General features: G+C 56.8%; 13 protein-coding genes. 8 read left to right on the forward strand and 5 right to left on the reverse strand.

Features of this window, described 5'->3' with window-relative positions; all coding sequences use genetic code 11:
- Positions 1-43: 43 nt before the first annotated feature.
- The 5 genes from AACY26_RS04780 (at position 44) to AACY26_RS04800 (ending at position 5,681) form a co-directional block, all read left to right on the forward strand.
- Positions 44-1,660: an ABC transporter substrate-binding protein gene (locus AACY26_RS04780; protein WP_339511465.1), complete on the forward strand. Its 1,617-nt coding sequence runs from the start codon at positions 44-46 to the stop codon at positions 1,658-1,660.
- A 116-nt stretch (positions 1,661-1,776) separates the two neighbouring features.
- Positions 1,777-2,787 carry an ABC transporter permease subunit gene (locus tag AACY26_RS04785; RefSeq protein WP_339511467.1) on the forward strand — a complete coding sequence of 337 codons (1,011 nt, stop codon included), beginning with the start codon at positions 1,777-1,779 and terminating at the stop codon, positions 2,785-2,787.
- Positions 2,788-2,798: 11 nt separating this feature from the next.
- Positions 2,799-3,710 (forward strand): ABC transporter permease subunit, encoded by a 912-nt coding sequence (locus AACY26_RS04790; RefSeq protein ID WP_339511469.1) that lies wholly within the window; start codon positions 2,799-2,801, stop codon positions 3,708-3,710.
- 10 nt (positions 3,711-3,720) lie between these two features.
- Entirely contained in the window at positions 3,721-4,695 is a 975-nt protein-coding gene (locus AACY26_RS04795; protein ID WP_339511471.1) for an ABC transporter ATP-binding protein, read from the forward strand.
- Positions 4,695-5,681, forward strand: a complete 987-nt coding sequence (locus AACY26_RS04800; protein WP_339511473.1) for a peptide ABC transporter ATP-binding protein — start codon at positions 4,695-4,697, stop codon at positions 5,679-5,681. Before AACY26_RS04795 ends, AACY26_RS04800 begins: the two co-directional genes overlap by 1 nt.
- A gap of 101 nt (positions 5,682-5,782) precedes the next feature.
- On the opposite strand, the gene AACY26_RS04805 is transcribed toward AACY26_RS04800, so the two are convergent.
- The gene (locus AACY26_RS04805) at positions 5,783-6,946 is read right to left on the reverse strand and encodes a type III PLP-dependent enzyme (RefSeq protein ID WP_339511475.1); all 1,164 of its coding nucleotides are present in this window, start codon (positions 6,944-6,946) and stop codon (positions 5,783-5,785) included.
- A 664-nt stretch (positions 6,947-7,610) separates the two neighbouring features.
- Here AACY26_RS04805 and AACY26_RS04810 point away from each other — a divergent pair.
- Positions 7,611-9,194, forward strand: coding sequence for a peptide chain release factor 3 (locus AACY26_RS04810; RefSeq protein WP_339511477.1), 1,584 nt, complete (start codon positions 7,611-7,613; stop codon positions 9,192-9,194).
- Positions 9,195-9,348: 154 nt separating this feature from the next.
- Here AACY26_RS04810 and AACY26_RS04815 read toward each other — a convergent pair whose 3' ends face one another.
- Positions 9,349-10,566 (reverse strand): hypothetical protein, encoded by a 1,218-nt coding sequence (locus AACY26_RS04815; RefSeq protein WP_339511479.1) that lies wholly within the window; start codon positions 10,564-10,566, stop codon positions 9,349-9,351.
- Between the two features lie 208 nt (positions 10,567-10,774).
- Between AACY26_RS04815 and AACY26_RS04820 the strand changes: the two genes are divergently transcribed.
- Positions 10,775-12,205, forward strand: coding sequence for a chloride channel protein (locus tag AACY26_RS04820; protein WP_339511481.1), 1,431 nt, complete (start codon positions 10,775-10,777; stop codon positions 12,203-12,205).
- Between the two features lie 75 nt (positions 12,206-12,280).
- Complete coding sequence (locus AACY26_RS04825; protein ID WP_339511483.1) at positions 12,281-13,063, forward strand: TatD family hydrolase; 783 nt, start codon at positions 12,281-12,283, stop codon at positions 13,061-13,063.
- Between the two features lie 66 nt (positions 13,064-13,129).
- Here the strand turns inward: AACY26_RS04825 and AACY26_RS04830 are convergent, their stop codons facing one another.
- The 3 genes from AACY26_RS04830 to ampD all read right to left on the reverse strand — a co-directional run bounded on the left by AACY26_RS04830 (position 13,130) and on the right by ampD (position 16,794).
- Positions 13,130-15,160 (reverse strand): methyl-accepting chemotaxis protein, encoded by a 2,031-nt coding sequence (locus AACY26_RS04830; protein ID WP_339511485.1) that lies wholly within the window; start codon positions 15,158-15,160, stop codon positions 13,130-13,132.
- A gap of 237 nt (positions 15,161-15,397) precedes the next feature.
- Positions 15,398-16,234: a regulatory signaling modulator protein AmpE gene (gene ampE / locus AACY26_RS04835; protein ID WP_339511487.1), complete on the reverse strand. Its 837-nt coding sequence runs from the start codon at positions 16,232-16,234 to the stop codon at positions 15,398-15,400.
- 8 nt (positions 16,235-16,242) lie between these two features.
- A complete protein-coding gene (gene ampD / locus AACY26_RS04840) occupies positions 16,243-16,794 on the reverse strand; it encodes a 1,6-anhydro-N-acetylmuramyl-L-alanine amidase AmpD (protein ID WP_339511489.1) in 552 nt (183 codons plus the stop codon).
- Positions 16,795-17,070 lie beyond the last annotated feature (276 nt).

The following is a 17,070-nucleotide window of genomic DNA, read 5'->3' on the forward strand; positions in this document are numbered from 1 at the left end:
ACGGCTGCTGCTCGCATTCCGAATACGCATCAGGGATTACTCAATGCCCAAACCCAAATCACTTGTATTGTTGAGCCTGCTGTTGCTCGGCACTGGCCTTGGCAACACAGCTGCTGAAGCCGCGAACGAAGACAGCTTGATTGCCTGCACCGAAGCCAGCCCCGAAGGCTTTGATGTGGTGCAGTACAGCGCGGCAGTCACTGCTGATGCTTCCGCGGAGACAGTGCTTGAACGACTGGTCCGGTTCACCCCGGGCACCACCGATATTGAACCTGCACTGGCCGAACGCTGGGATATTTCCGATGACGGCCTGAACTACACCTTCCACCTGCGCCAGAACGTCAAGTTCCACCATTCCAAGACATTTACCCCAACCCGCGACTTCAATGCCGACGATGTACTCTGGAGTTTCAACCGCCAGCTTGACTCCAAGCACCCATGGCACGACCAAGCGCTGCGCGGCTATCCCTACGCAGAGTCGATGGGCATGGCCAGCATCATTAAACACATCGACAAGCTTGACGACCACACAGTGCGCTTCACCCTGAATCACCCAGAGTCGCCCTTTCTTGCCGATATGGCGATGGGGTTTGCCTCTATCTATTCCGCCGAGTACGCCGACCAGCTACTGGCCCAAAACAACAGCAAGCAGCTCAACAGCCATCCGATTGGCACTGGGCCATTTGTCTTTGATCGCTACAGCAAAGATGCCCAAGTTCGCTTTCACGCCAACCCGGATTATTGGGACGGTGTGCCCGCCATCAAGAAACTACTCTTCGCCATCACCCCAGATCCGAACGTACGCATCCAGCAACTCAAGGCCAACGCCTGCCAGATAGCGCTGTATCCACGACCCACCGATATTGCGGCGCTCAAGAGCAGCAACGGGATCAAGATCCAGGCGCTGGACTCATTGCTGACCGCCTACATCGCGATCAACACCCGGCGTCCGCCGCTGGATGACGTGCGTGTACGCCGGGCGCTGAACATGGCCTTCGACAAAGCCGCCTATGTGCGTGCTCAGTATGGTGAAGAAGGTGCAACACCCGCCGTTGCGCCTTATCCACCGACGCTCTGGGGCCATGACACACAATTGCTTGGCTGGCCCCATGATGTAAAACGCGCGCAGCAATTACTTGAAGAGTCCGGCCACGCCGATGGTTTCAAGCTGTCGATCTGGACGCGCCCCGGTGGCGGCCCGACTAACCCCAACCCTGGGATTGGCGCACAAATGCTACAGGCTGACCTCGCCGCCATTGGCATCACCGCCGATATTCGCGTGTTTGAATGGGGCGAGTTGATCAAGCGCGCCAAGAATGGCGAGCACGACTTGGTGTTCATGGGTTGGGCAGGCGACAACGGCGACCCAGACAACTTCCTCACCCCAAACCTGTCATGCGCCGCCGCAACCTCGGGTGAAAACATGTCCGGTTGGTGTAACAAAGACTTCAACAGCTTACTCAATGAAGCACGCCGGGTGAGCCAACGTTCACAACGTGCCGCGTTGTATCGCGAGGCGTTGTCGATATTCCAGGACCAGGCGCCCTGGATCGCCCTCGCCTATCCAAAGCAATTCACCGCCATGCGCACCAATGTGCAGGGCTTTGTACAGAGCCCTATGGGCTCAAATAACTACGCGCGCGTGAGCATCAAGCCTTAATAGCCGAGGCTGACCGAATGCAGACACTGTATTGGGCCATGTTGCGCACGCGTTATAACAACATCGCCGGGCCACGCAGCCGGGTGAACTGAAAATTGCTGGAGTGTTAAAACCCTATGTTGTCTTTTATTGCCAGACGCTTGGGACTACTGATCCCGACTTTCTTCGGCGTTACCTTACTGACCTTCGCGTTGATCCGGATGATTCCCGGTGACCCGGTCGAAGTGATGATGGGCGAGCGCCGTGTCGACCCAGCCATGCACGCTGAAGCCCTGCATCGCCTGGGCCTGGACAAACCGCTGTACGCCCAGTACTTCGACTATATTGGCAACCTTGCACAAGGCGACCTGGGTGAATCCCTGCGTACCCGCGAAAGCGTCTGGCATGAGTTCATCACCCTCTTTCCGGCGACCCTTGAGCTGTCGCTGGCAGCCTTGTTGTTTGCTGGCACTATCGGCTTGATTGCCGGTGTGATCGCCGCGCTGAAACGAGGCTCGTTGTTCGATCACGGCGTCATGGGCATCTCATTGGCCGGTTACTCCATGCCGATTTTCTGGTGGGGCCTGCTGCTGATCATGTTCTTCTCGGTCTGGCTCGGCTGGACACCCGTGTCCGGGCGCATCGACCTGCTCTACGACATAGAGCCGCGCACCGGTTTTATGCTGATCGACACCCTGCTCTCGGATGAAGAAGGCGCCTTTGTCGACGCCCTGCAACACCTGATCTTGCCGGCGATTGTGCTCGGCACCATTCCGTTGGCCGTCATCGCCCGCATGACCCGTTCGGCAATGCTCGAAGTCCTGCGTGAAGACTATGTACGCACCGCCCGCGCCAAAGGCCTGTCGCCAGCCCGAGTGGTCTTCGTTCACGGCCTGCGCAACGCGCTGATCCCGGTACTCACGGTGATCGGCTTGCAGGTCGGCACACTGCTGGCTGGCGCGGTGCTGACTGAAACTATTTTCTCTTGGCCCGGGGTGGGCAAATGGCTGATCGAGTCGATTGGCGCTCGTGACTACCCGGTGGTGCAAAACGGCATCCTGCTCATCGCCTGCCTGGTCATCATGGTCAACTTCGTCGTGGATATTCTCTACGGCCTGGCCAACCCACGCATTCGCCATCAGCGCTAAGGAGGCCTGAAATGACTACAACAAACTCCCTCCCGGCGGTTGATCAGAGCTTGCTCTACCCCTCGCCGCTAAAAGAATTCTGGCAAGCCTTCGCCCATAACAAAGGTGCAGTGGCGGGCCTGATGTTTATGATCCTGATTGTGTTCTGTGCGCTGTTCGCACCCTGGGTCGCGCCCTATAACCCGAGCGAGCAATTTCGCGATTTCCTGCTGACGCCACCGGCATGGCTCGAAGGCGGTCAGTGGCAGTTCTTGCTGGGCACCGATGAACTCGGTCGCGATCTGCTTTCGCGATTGATCCACGGGGCACGGCTGTCGTTGATGATCGGCATGGCATCGGTACTGATGTCGCTGATCCCCGGCATTTTCCTCGGGCTGGTTGCGGGCTTCTTTCCACGGGTAATGGGCCCGGGAATCATGCGCTTGATGGACGTGATGCTGGCCTTGCCATCGCTGCTATTGGCCGTGGCGATTGTGGCCATCCTTGGCCCGGGCCTGATCAATACCGTGATCGCCATCGCCATTGTCTCGCTGCCATCTTATGTGCGCCTGACTCGCGCAGCTGTCATGGGTGAACTCAATCGTGACTACGTAACAGCGGCACGCTTGGCCGGTGCCAGCCTGCCCCGCCTGATGTTCGTTACGGTGCTGCCCAACTGCATGGCGCCCCTGATTGTGCAGGCCACCTTGAGCTTCTCCTCGGCAATTCTCGATGCAGCAGCGCTGGGCTTCCTTGGCCTTGGCGTACAACCGCCAACCCCGGAGTGGGGCACCATGCTGGCATCCGCGCGTGACTACATCGAGCGCGCATGGTGGGTTGTAACCCTGCCCGGCTTGACCATTTTGCTCAGCGTGCTGGCAATCAACCTGATGGGCGACGGTTTGCGTGATGCGCTAGACCCGAAACTCAAGAACGCAGTGTGAGGAGCCCACAATGAGCTTGCTTGATATTAAAAATCTCAACGTGCGCTTCGGCGACGCGAATGCCGTTCCGGTTGTGGATGGCCTCGACATCAGTGTCGACAAAGGCGAAGTGCTGGCGATTGTTGGTGAGTCTGGTTCAGGTAAATCAGTCACCATGATGGCGCTGATGGGGTTGATCGAAGCACCGGGCAGAGTTAACGCTGACAGCCTGCAGTTTGACGGCACCGACATGCTGCGCCTCAAGGGCAAGCAACGTCGAAACATCATCGGCAAGGATCTATCGATGATCTTCCAGGACCCGATGACCGCACTCAACCCGAGCTTCACCGTTGGCTTCCAGATTGAAGAAGTGCTGCGCCAGCACATGGGCCTCAAAGGCAAAGCCGCGCGCCAACGGGCGCTGGAATTACTGGAGAAAGTCGAAATACCGGGAGCGTCCAGCCGGCTCGAAGCTTATCCACATCAACTCTCTGGCGGTATGAGCCAGCGGGTTGCGATTGCCATGGCGATTGCCGCCGAACCGAAACTGCTGATCGCCGACGAACCGACCACCGCACTCGATGTAACCATTCAAGCGCAGATCATGGAGCTGCTGGTCAACCTGCAGCGTGAGCAAGACATGGCGCTGGTACTGATCACCCACGACCTTGCCGTGGTTGCCGAAACCGCACAGCGCGTATGCGTCATGTACGCAGGCCAAGCAGTTGAAGTCGGCACAGTGCCTGAGTTGTTCAACAGCCCAACCCATCCTTACACCGAGGCGTTGCTCAAGGCGATCCCCGAACACTCACTCGGCGCAGAACGTTTATCGACATTGCCGGGCATCGTTCCCGGTCGCTACGACCGGCCACAAGGCTGCCTGCTGTCGCCGCGCTGCCCCTACGTGCAGGAGCAATGTCGCCAACAACGGCCACAACTTGAGGCGCACGCCCAAGGTGCTGTGCGCTGCTTCTTCCCGCTTAACCTGACTTCGGAGGTGGCTTGATGAGCACGCCTACAACTAACAGCGTGTTGTCTGCCCGCGACCTAACCCGTCATTATTCGGTGTCCACCGGCCTGTTCCAGCCCAACGCCACGGTGCAGGCACTCAATGGTGTCTCGTTCGAATTGGCCGCAGGCAAGACCCTCGCGGTGGTTGGTGAATCCGGCTGCGGTAAATCAACCCTGGCGCGAGCCTTGACCTTGATTGAGGAACCGAGCTCAGGTTCGCTGCAAATTGCCGGTCAGGAAGTTACTGACGCCAGCAAAGCCCAGCGCAAACAGCTGCGCCGCGATGTGCAGATGGTGTTTCAAAACCCTTATGCATCGCTCAATCCCCGGCAGAAAATCGGCGATCAACTGGCCGAGCCGCTGGTGATCAACACATCACTGTCGAAGATCGAGCGCCGCGAAAAGGTCCAGGCCATGATGCAACAGGTCGGGTTGCGCCCAGAACATTACCAGCGCTATCCGCATATGTTTTCCGGTGGTCAACGTCAACGTATCGCTTTGGCCCGCGCCATGATGCTAACGCCCAAGGTTTTGGTTGCGGATGAGCCGACCTCGGCGCTGGACGTGTCGATCCAGGCTCAGGTGCTCAACCTGTTCATGGACCTGCAAGAAGAGCTCAATACCGGTTACGTCTTTATCTCGCACAACCTCTCGGTGGTGCGCCATGTCGCCGACGATGTATTGGTGATGTACCTCGGCAGACCCGCGGAGATGGGCCCCAGCGAGCAGATTTACCAGCGTCCGCTGCACCCGTACACCAAGGCGCTGCTGTCCGCCACGCCAGCCATTCATCCAGACCCGAGCAAGCCCAAGATCAAGATCAGTGGCGAGCTGCCCAACCCACTCGACCCGCCAACAGGTTGCGCCTTCCACAAGCGCTGCCCGTATGCGACCGAGCAATGTGAAGTCGAACGCCCTGAATTGCGCCTGATCGATTCACGGCAAGTGGCTTGCCATCACGCCGAAACCATCAACAGTTAAGCGGCGCAGCAGTTGTCAGGCGCATAAACGCCATTGACGATTTCACAACACCGAAAACGCAAAAGCCCGCCAATTGGCGGGCTTTTGCGTTGCTGTATTGCTTAGAGGTAAAAGGCTTTCAGCGGTGGAAAACCGTTGAATTCCACGGCGCTGTAGCTGGTGGTATAGGCGCCGGTTGAGAGCCAGTACAGGCGATCGCCACTGGCCAGGTTCAGTGGCAGGCCGTACTTGTAGTTTTCGTACATGATGTCGGCGCTGTCACAGGTTGGACCGGCGATCACCACTTCTTCCATCTCGCCGTTCTTTTCGGTCCAAATCGGGAACTTGATCGCCTCGTCCATGGTTTCGATCAGGCCGGAGAACTTACCGACATCAGTAAACACCCAGCGCTCGACAGCGGTGCGCGATTTGCGCGAAACCAACACCACTTCGCTGACCAGGATACCTGCGTTGGAGATCAACGAACGGCCTGGCTCAAGAATGATTTCTGGCAAATCATCGCCGAAGTCATCCTTGAGGAAACGGATGATTTCTTCAGCGTAGGTTTCCAGGCTGTTGGTGCGCTGAATATAGTTGGCCGGGAAGCCGCCGCCCATGTTGATCATGCGCAGGACAATGCCGTCTTCTTCTTTCAAGCGCTCGAAAATCACTTTGACCTTGGCGATTGCCGCGTCCCACACGTCGATATCGCGCTGCTGCGAACCCACATGGAACGACACGCCGTACGGGTCCAGGCCCAGTTGCTTGGCCAGGATCAGCAAGTCCAGCGCCATGTCGGTCTGGCAGCCGAATTTGCGCGACAGCGGCCAGTCAGCCGAGGTCGAGCCTTCAGTAAGAATACGCACGTAAATCTTCGAGCCAGGCGCGGCCTTGGCAATATTGCGCAGATCCGCCTCGGAGTCGGTGGAGTACATGCGCACGCCCTTCTCGTAGAAGTAGCGGATGTCCTTGGCTTTCTTGATGGTGTTGCCGTAGCTGATACGGTCGGCGCTCACGCCGCAGGCCATCACCTTGTCCAGCTCATAGATGGAGGCGATGTCGAAATTCGAGCCTTTATTCTTGAGCAACTCGATAATTTCCACGGCCGGGTTGGCTTTGACCGCGTAATAAATCTTGGCAAATTCAAACCCTGCGCTCAGGTCGTCATAGGCCTTGCTGATGATTTGGGTATCAATCACCACGAACGGCGTTTCTTGCTTGTCGGCAAACGCCTTCATCTTCTGGAAAGTAGCGGGTGCGTAGTAATCATCAACATTGATCGACATGCGTGGACTCCATTTGGCTAAACCGGAATGCATAAATTTCGAGTAACTGAGCCCACGAGGGTTCAATTATTCGGCGGGGCCGGTTGTTTCAACTCAAAGCACCTGGGCCTCATTCAATTGAAACAACGCAAATTGGCGCACAGCGCATGCACCAACCTTGAACGCCTGATCAGTCTCCCCACTTTGGTCGCCTACTTCCCAAGGCATTTCGCCGAGAATCACCCCTGTGCTGTTTGAGCAAAAGGGCGACCTCTCGTCGTCTGTACTTGAGCCGGATGGATCGTTGCCAGCATGGACGTTCGGGGCGGAACTTTAGGGCCATGCGCCCTGTAGATCAATCACCAATAAGCGCTTTTTTAGTGCTAATTAATGCTTTGATGGTTGATCGTTTTAGATTCAAAACAAAACGTGTTTTATGCTGCACGAATTAAGCATTTAGACAACTATCAGCGCTTGCCATGACTGCAAGATGACAGCCTTCGAGCCCCGGTAAATTATCGGCATCAACCCGCTGTACAGGATCGCCACAAGCCTGAACCGACCTGAGCGTGACTACTGATCAGGTCATTTACCAAAACCAGCTGCTTTTGACGTTATAATAGGCGGTTTTACGGGCTGGCTGTCGTTCGCCCGCCCGCAACCGCATTTAGTCAGGCAATCACCCATGACCACTCAGGCCGCCGAAGTCGCGAAACGTCGCACGTTCGCCATTATTTCTCACCCCGACGCCGGTAAGACCACCATTACCGAAAAACTGCTGCTGATGGGTAAAGCCATTGCAGTGGCGGGCACCGTTAAATCGCGAAAATCCGACCGCCATGCGACCTCCGACTGGATGGAAATGGAAAAGCAGCGTGGTATCTCGATTACCACCTCGGTGATGCAATTCCCCTATCGCGAGCACATGATCAACCTGCTCGACACCCCCGGCCACGAAGACTTTTCGGAAGATACCTACCGCACGCTGACCGCGGTGGACAGTGCGCTGATGGTGCTTGACGGCGGTAAAGGGGTTGAGCCACGGACCATTGCCCTGATGGATGTTTGCCGCCTGCGCGACACACCGATTGTCAGCTTCGTCAACAAACTCGACCGCGACATTCGTGACCCGATCGAGCTGCTTGACGAGATTGAAGCCGTGCTCAAGATCAAAGCCGCGCCCATCACCTGGCCGATTGGCTGCTACCGCGACTTCAAGGGTGTTTACCACCTCAGCGAAGACTACATCATCGTCTACACCGCCGGTCACGGCCACGAGCGCACTGAAACCAAGATCATCAAGCACCTTGATTCAGACGAAGCACGCGCGCACCTCGGCGATGAGTACGATCGCTTTGTCGAGCAACTTGAGCTGGTCCAAGGCGCCTGCCACGAATTCAACCAAGAAGAGTTCCTGAGCGGTCAATTGACCCCGGTCTTCTTCGGCACCGCGTTGGGCAACTTTGGTGTTGATCACGTGCTCGACGCCGTCGTTGACTGGGCGCCGAAACCGTTGCCGCGTGCAGCCCACGAGCGGCTGGTTGAACCCACTGAAGAGAAATTCAGCGGCTTTGTGTTCAAGATCCAGGCAAACATGGATCCCAAACACCGTGACCGTATCGCCTTTATGCGTATCTGCTCAGGCAAGTACGAAAAAGGCATGAAGATGCGTCACGCGCGCCTGGGCAAAGATGTTCGCGTGCCGGATGCACTGACCTTTTTCTCCTCCGAACGTGAACAACTGGAAGAAGCCTACGCGGGCGACATTATCGGCTTGCACAACCACGGCACTATCCAGATTGGCGACACCTTCACCGAAGGCGAGTCCATCGGCTTTACCGGTATTCCGCACTTCGCCCCAGAGTTGTTCCGTCGCGTTCGCCTGAAAGACCCGCTCAAATCCAAGCAACTGCGCCAAGGTTTGCAGGAATTGGCCGAAGAAGGCGCAACGCAGGTGTTCTTCCCCGAGCGCAGTAACGACATCATTCTCGGTGCGGTCGGTGTGCTGCAGTTTGATGTGGTCGCCAGCCGCCTGAAGGGCGAATACAAGGTCGAATGCGCTTACGAGCCGATCACCGTATGGTCGGCGCGCTGGATCGAATGCAGCGACAAGAAAAAGCTCGAAGACTTCAAGAACAAAGCCCATGAGAACCTGGCCATTGATGGTGGCGGTCACCTCACCTACCTGGCGCCAACCCGCGTCAACCTGGCGCTGATGGAAGAGCGCTGGCCGGATATCAAGTTCCGCGCCACTCGCGAGCACCATTAAACGAGCGGTTCTCAAGGGTGGATGAGGCTTTCGTCATCCACCCTTGGCGCCGTTGCAGATACCAGAACTATTGACGCATGTTCTAGCATGCTCGCGGCTTGATCCAGGTGGACAAGCTTCGCGCTGTCGCACCCTGCATGTTCAGTTGTTGTGCCTAGGCTTCTACCGGCTGGGCGAAAATCATCACGCAAAGCCCAACCAAGACCGCGAGCGCAAATAATCCCGCCCGCAGTTTGTGACCTTTACTCCAGGACATCAGCGTGGCTTGCAGCGACTGCAAGGTGTAATAGGCCACAAACATTTTCGAGGCATAGGTGATGATCTCGTAAATATTGGCAAACCAGGTGATGCCGATTGCGACCAAAGCCGTTAACAGGTTGCCAATACGCACCGGAAAGCGGCGCCCCGAGGCTTCAGCCAACAGGCCGCCTGCACCATTCATGTCAGCAACCGCGGCTGACAACTGCGACGACAATGCAGTGAGAATCAATAAAGGCCCGAGCAAAGTACCTATCGGCCTGAGCAAATCAATAATCGCTGTTTCGCCACCCTGCTTTGGCAGGCCACCACCGAATTGGCTGGTAATCAGTAACAGGAAAGCGATGTAGATCACGGTGGCAATCCACTGCGCCCAACGCATGCTGCGCACCCGAACTTCAGCACTGTATTTCGATCCAAGGTAGCGCGACGTTTCAAAGCCCTGAACCAAAATCACCAGTCCCAGCAACACCGTAAGCGACTGCATGCCCTGATCGTGATGCTTAACCGCCCAAACCAGTTCGCCAGCTTGCCACTCACGGAAATTCGCCAATGCCAGCGCGACCAGAAGGCCGCCAATCAACGTCATTTTCAGTGAAACAACCCATACCTCAAGTCGCTCCAGACCCGCCAGGCCGCGCAATGCCCCCAAAAGACCAATAGCCGCGATGACCACCGTGGACACAATGCGGATCCACAGCGGGTCAAGCACCTCGCCGATGCGCAAACCGAACGCGGCAAACAAATTGAGGTAGTACGCCACCGAGACGAAATAAGCCAGGGCCAAGGCTAATTCAGAGAGTCGCTCAAGCCAGACATGATAAGCCGCCGGATTATCATCCAGATGCGTTTCAAGGTGAGAGATGTTGTAGCGAATCGCCGCGCCAAACCAATACGCCAACAGGCACAGTGCCAGCATTGCCAGCCAAGCCCAGGCACCTGCCGCGTGTGCAAGGATAGGCCCGGCAACCAAAAAGCCCGAACCGATGATCGAAGCCAGGGGTGTAACCGTTGCCCGCCAAAGGTTGGCACGGACTAGGCGCGGATAAAAGAATACGGCTGCAAAAACCACACAGGCGATGACCAGCACAACATTCGGTGTCAGCACATTCATAGGCTTACTCGAAGTACTACAGAACTGAAATCAACCCAAGGCGCAATGCACATGGCGCAGGTCTACCCCGGTTTGCCTTGCAATATCAACCGCTGTGAACGCTTATCAGCCTAGACCATGGGGCATCATAGGGCGATGTGTGGCAAAATATTACAACAAGCCCGGTTATGGACTTGCCTGACCTCTTCCTGATGCGGTCCAGCGCCTTATGCCCAGCAACTCTGAAAGCCAGAAAAAACCCACTGCCCGCCAACGCTTTCGCGCCCGGCGCCGCTACCTGCGCGTGTTGCGACAGCGTCTAGCGTTTTGGGTCGGGGCGCTGCTGGTAGGCTTGGTTGCACTGGCATTTGCCTGGCTGGCGGATGAGGCAAATGTCTATTTCCAACGGATGCTCGACCACAGCAATTACTGGCCATGGCTGGTCACCCCGCTGGGTTTCGCCGCATTGGCATGGGCCACTCAAGGCTGGTTCAGCAACGCCAAGGGCAGCGGTATCCCACAGGTTATTGCCACGCTTGAACGTCCCTCCAGCCGTTTCCGCAACCGCGTGTTGTCACTGCCTATTGCGGCGGTAAAGATGGTGCTGTCAGTGGCGGGCTTGCTGGTGGGCGCATCGATCGGCCGCGAAGGCCCGACCGTCCATGTCGGCGCAGCATTGATGTACACCTTCGGCAGGCGCCTGGGCTTGCAGGCACGCAGTGCGGGCTCGGGGTTGATTATCGCAGGTGGCGCAGCGGGTATCGCCGCGGCATTCAATACACCGCTGGCCGGGGTCGTTTTCGCGATTGAGGAGCTTAGCCACCGCTTCGAGCAAAGCCTCAATGGCCTGGTGCTCACGGCTGTTTTGATTGGCGGCATGGTCACCCTTGGCTTGATGGGGCATTACAGTTATTTTGGCCAGCTCAGTGCCGAGTTACCGCTGAGTCGCGACTGGCTTGCGGTGTTGGTTTGCGGGGCTGCAGGCGGCTTGGCAGGCGGTTTGTACTGTCGCCTGGTATTGCCAGCCAAACTAGGCCCGTTGGCGCTGATGGCTGCATGGCGGGCAAAGCGTCCGGTGATCTTCGCGGGTATCTGCGGCTTGATCATGGCGCTGCTCGGGCTGATCTCCGGGCAACATGTCTTCGGCACCGGCTATGCCGAAACCCGGGCCATTCTTGAAGGCCAGCCAGTCACCGATGCCAGTTTTATCATCTGGAAATTCCTCGCCAACGTGGTTTCCTATCTGGCGGGTATTCCCGGCGGGCTGTTTTCACCTTCATTAGCGGTGGGCGCCAGCTTCGCTCCCTGGGTGACCGACTGGATACCCGGCATCAGCCTGCAGGCAGCTGGCTTGATTGGCATGGCGGCGTACCTTGCTGGTGTCACTCGCACACCGCTGACCGCCACGGTTATCACCATCGAGCTCTCGCACAGCCAAGACATGGCCTTGCCCATTCTGGCCGCCAGCCTGCTGGCCAGTGCAATCTCAGGCCGCATTTCCCCTGTACCGCTGTACCGCGCCTTGGCCATGCAGGTCTTGGATGTCGAGCGTGAATCCATTGCCAAGCGGCGCAGCAAAAGACAGCAGGACAGCGCAACCGCAGCCGCAGCCGCCTCAGCGCAAACAAAACAGGCACCGGAACCAGGCAACCCTGAATAGGCCCAGGCTTGAAAGTGGCGCTTCAGGGTAAAATCGTCGATGCTAGGCAGACGACCTTAAACACCGTTGCAGACTATGCGCCTGATCGACACACACACTCACCTCGACTTCCCAGACTTCGACGCCGACCGCGCTGAAGTGCTGGCACGCAGCCACAAGCTGGGCGTTGAGCGCCTGGTGATTCTAGGCGTGCATCAAGCCAACTGGCAGCGTGTGTGGCAAATGGTTGAGGGCAACAAAAGCCTGTATGCCGCCTTGGGGTTACACCCAATCTACCTGGCAGATCATCGTGACACCCATTTGCAAGAATTACGCGAGTGGCTGCAACGCCTGCACGGACATCCGCAACTCTGTGCCGTTGGCGAGATTGGTCTCGACTATTTTATTGAGACCCTTGACCGGCAACAGCAACAACACTGGTTCAAAGCACAATTGCAGCTGGCGGCTGAGTTTGAGCTTCCGGCATTGATTCATGTGCGGCGCTCGCACGCAGAGGTTATCGCCACACTCAAGCGCATCAGGCTAAAGCGTGGCGGTATTATTCATGCGTTTGCTGGCAGTTATGAACAAGCCAGCGAATACATCAAGCTCGGCTTCAAGCTCGGCATTGGTGGTGCGCCGACCTGGCCACAAGCATTGCGCATGCACCGCGTATTGCTGCGACTTCCCCTCGACACCATAGTGCTGGAAACCGACTCGCCGGATATGCCGCCGGCAATGTATCCGCAACAGCGCAACAGCCCTGAACACTTGCCGGATATTTGTCGCGCACTGGCCGAGCACTTCAAAGTCGACGCCGAACAGCTTGCGTCAATTACCAGCGCCAACGCCGAGGCATTATTCGGCTGGTCGAGCTAAACGCGCCAGCCTTCCCGGCAGCCAATAAGCACAAACCCGCGTCATTGCGGGCTTGGGCCATATGTTTTAGACGCGGAATGCGCCAATCAATTGCTTGAGTTGCGACACCTGCGCAGACAGCTCACGACTGGCTTGCTCGGTATCGCTGGCGCCTTCTGCAGTGCGCTCGCCCGCCTGGTTGATCTGCACGATATTCTGGTCGATGTCATGGGCAACGGCAGTCTGCTGCTCGGCGGCGGCGGCGATTTGTTGGTTCTGATCAACAATCATGCCCACTGCGCCCAGTATATTTTCCAAAGCAGCTTGCACTTTGCTCGACTCGCTCACCGTGTCATCCGCCATTTTATGGCTCACACCCATGGTTTTGACCGCCGCGCCCACGCCACCTTGCAACTTGGAAATCATCACTTCAATTTCTTCAGTTGATTGCTGCGTGCGCTTGGCCAGATTGCGCACCTCATCTGCAACCACGGCAAAGCCCCGCCCCTGTTCGCCGGCGCGTGCAGCTTCAATCGCCGCATTGAGTGCAAGCAGATTGGTCTGCTCAGCCACGCCCTTGATCACATCCAGTACCTGGGAAATCGACGCACTGTCGCTGGCCAATTGATTGATGACCAACACCGATTGATCAATCTCGCCGGCAAGTCGCTGGATACTGCTGACTTGCGACTCAAGCAAGGCACGGCCGTTGATGGTTTCATCATTGACACTGTTGGCACTGCCCACTGCGGCCGCGGCGCTACTTGCCACCTCCTGCGCAGTTGCTGACATCTGGTTCATCGCCGTGGCGACCTGCTCGATCTGTCCCAATTGCCCTGCAACCGCCTGGTTACTCTGCGCAGATACAGACTCAACCCGCCCGGCTTGGCGCTCGACCTCGACAACCGTTTGCCCCACGCGATTGATCAACTCGCGGATTTTCACCACAGTGCCGTTGAACACCAGCCCCAGCTCCCCGACCTCGTCCTGGCTGCTGGCCTTGAAACTGACGGTCATGTCGCCTGTGGCAACTTGATTCATGGTCAAGCCAAGCTGCTTGAGGCTGGTACGAACCGACACATAGAAGCCGCTGTAAAGATAGAAAATCAGCAGCAAAACCAGGCCCAGCGCAACAGCCATCAGCACCATTCGGTTTTGACTGGCCTGCACACGCGTCTCAAGCCGCTGATCAAGCAGGCTGACCACCGCATCGCTTAAAGCATAGGTCTTGGCGATCAAAGCCGTGGTGTCGGTAAAAAAGGCGCGCCATGGCGCATCCAGCGAATCGGCAACTACGACTCGATCCTCGAACAAACGGATCGCCTCAGGCAGCGACTTCTGGCTGGCGTCGGCCAATCCCGCCAGTGCCATGCGCACATCCTCGCTGGCGCTCAATGCCTGCTGAACATCAACCGAATAAGCAGCGCCCAGGGTTTCCAAAGACTCAAGCAAATCCGCGAAAGTATTACTGTCGGCCGAGTTCAACAACCCCTGACCCAGCGTAGCGGCCCCCAACTCGCGGCCCTGGCCCAGGGCCTGAGTCACCTGGGGCATGCTGCTGATCAGCAGATTGGTCAGTTGGCGCACAGCCCGTTCACTGTCCTGGATCAAGCCCGCCTGACTGGCAATCAACTTGCTGAATACACCAGCCCGGCTTAGCAATTCACGGCCTAGATTGACTTTACTGCGCAGCGATGGCTCTGCCTCAATCGCCTGCAGCGCCGCCTTTACCTGCTCGTATTGGGCATTGAACTCCGCAAGATCCGCCTCGGCACTGACAGCTGGCTGCAGGCCCGCCAGAATATTCTCGATCGAGCTCTTGGTCGCGCTCAGCTCGTCAGCCAAGCCGCTGCCAGCGCTATTACTACCAAGTTCGGCATCAACACTGAGTAAGTTGGCGTAAAGCTCGGCGTCTCGACGTAATTTCAGCGAGCCTGATAGCAGCTCAATGCTGTTGCGCGCAGACTCGCTCACCTGATACTGACGATAAGCGTCATGCATCAGGAAATAATTGGTCACCAGCATGGGCAGGAAAAACAAGATACTGATCAAACCAAACTTCATGCCGAAGCTGAGGCGGTTCATCAGGGCGATGGCCGGATACAACGCAGTCTTCACAAGACATCTCCAGATCGAATTATTTTTATTAATTGGCGGTTCTCAGACGGACCACCTTTTACTTCACGCAGCAGAACAGGACGATTGACCAGGCAGCACAATCCATCGCATCTGCGAGGGACAATGTATACCTGTTATCGACCTGATTCTCTGTAACTTAAGGTAAGTGACGGACTGAATATCGCCCAATAAGCCCCGCCTACCGAGCGCTATTTATCAAGGAACATGGCCTGACTATCAGAGCAGCAAGGTCCAGAGTGCGAAGACCGCGTACCAAAGAATTGCGCAGCGCACCAGCAACTGCCAGAGCTCATCAAGGCTATTGACGCCAGCCTCCCCCAGCACTGGTGCAGACACTTCACTGGCGGCCCTGGCGACATTGGCGACAAGCCGTGCTGCGCTGATATCCCAGCTTAGCAACTCATGCAGCAACGCCCGGCTAACCCCCACAAAGTTACCAACCAGGCCGAAACTGATGCAGAGCAAGCGAGCGGGTAACCAGTCAAATGCATGGCGTAACTGGCTGGCCCGTGATTGCAACGCCGGTTGCTGCGAATGTTCCTCGATCAATGCCAACAATCGATACGCCAGCGCAACCAGCGGGCCAAGCAAGGCGTACCAGAAGATCACCGCGAAGAAACTTTGATAGGCCTGCCAGACCAGATACTGCTGCACATTGGTCAATAGGGTTTCAGGGTCCTGGGCATCAATGTCCAGATCGCGCCGTGCCACAAGATAAGCCGACTCACTGTCACTGCGCCGCCAACTGTCGCGAAAAGGCCCAAGTGCGACCCACAGGTCGCCACGCCCAAGGCTGTAGACCACAACCAGCAAATGAACAGGCAAGGCCAGCCAGCCATAGGCGACGGACGACAATACAGTGAGAACCAGCGCCAGGATAACCAGCGGCAAAGCCAGCATGCCAAGCAGCGTCAGCCATGGCGTAGCCGGTTGCTTTTTGCTGCGTTCAACCTTGGCCAGCAGCCGCAACCAGGGGCCATCCTGCTGGACGGCGCTGCGCCAGGACGAAAATTTCTCTACCCAGAGCACCAGCAGCAACACCAAAAAATTCATATAAGCCTCTATTGTTCAGTCAAACCAGAGCGCAAACGTTGCCAGTCAAACGCCGGGCCCGGGTCGGTTTTACGTCCAGGTGCAATATCACTGTGACCAAGCATGCGCTCCAGAGTGATCTGCGGATAAGCACGTTGCAAGGCTAAAGTGAGGGTTTTCAATGCATGATATTGCGCATCGCTAAACGGCAGTTCATCGGTGCCTTCAAGCTCGATACCCAAGGAAAAATCATTACAGTTTTCTCGACCGTCAAAGCACGAAACGCCCGCATGCCAGGCTCGATCCAAACAGGAGACAAATTGAGTGATCAACCCGTCACGCTCAATCAAAAAATGCGCGGACACAGTCAGCGCGGCAATTTCAGCAAAATACGGGTGTTGGTCGACATCGAGTTGGTTCTGGAAAAAAGCCTGAACGTGGCCGCCACCAAATTCGCCTGGCGGCAGGCTTATATTGTGTATCACCAACAACGAGACCTCCCCCGCCGGGCGCTCATTGCAGTTAGGTGAAGGACAGTGGCGAATCCCTTGAAACCAACCTGTACGAGAATCCAGTTGCATACACATTCCTCTAAACAGGCGACTACTCTAGAGCAGCAAGGTGACAGGGCCAAGCGGAAAACCGCTCTAAACCTTGCCCAACATAAATGGCGGACAGAAAAGCGCTGGGATAAACATCACCTGTAGGGTGCGACAACGCGAAGCTTGTCCACCAAAAACCGCCAAGCAACCATGTGTCGCGCCATAAACGGCGGACAGAAAAGCGCTGTCCTCCCTACGAGATAAACACCAACCGTAGGGTGCGACAACGCGAAGCTTGTCCACCAAGAACCACCA

The sequence above is a fragment of the Pseudomonas sp. RL_15y_Pfl2_60 genome, from assembly GCF_963970595.1.
Classification (GTDB): Bacteria; Pseudomonadota; Gammaproteobacteria; order Pseudomonadales; family Pseudomonadaceae; genus Aquipseudomonas.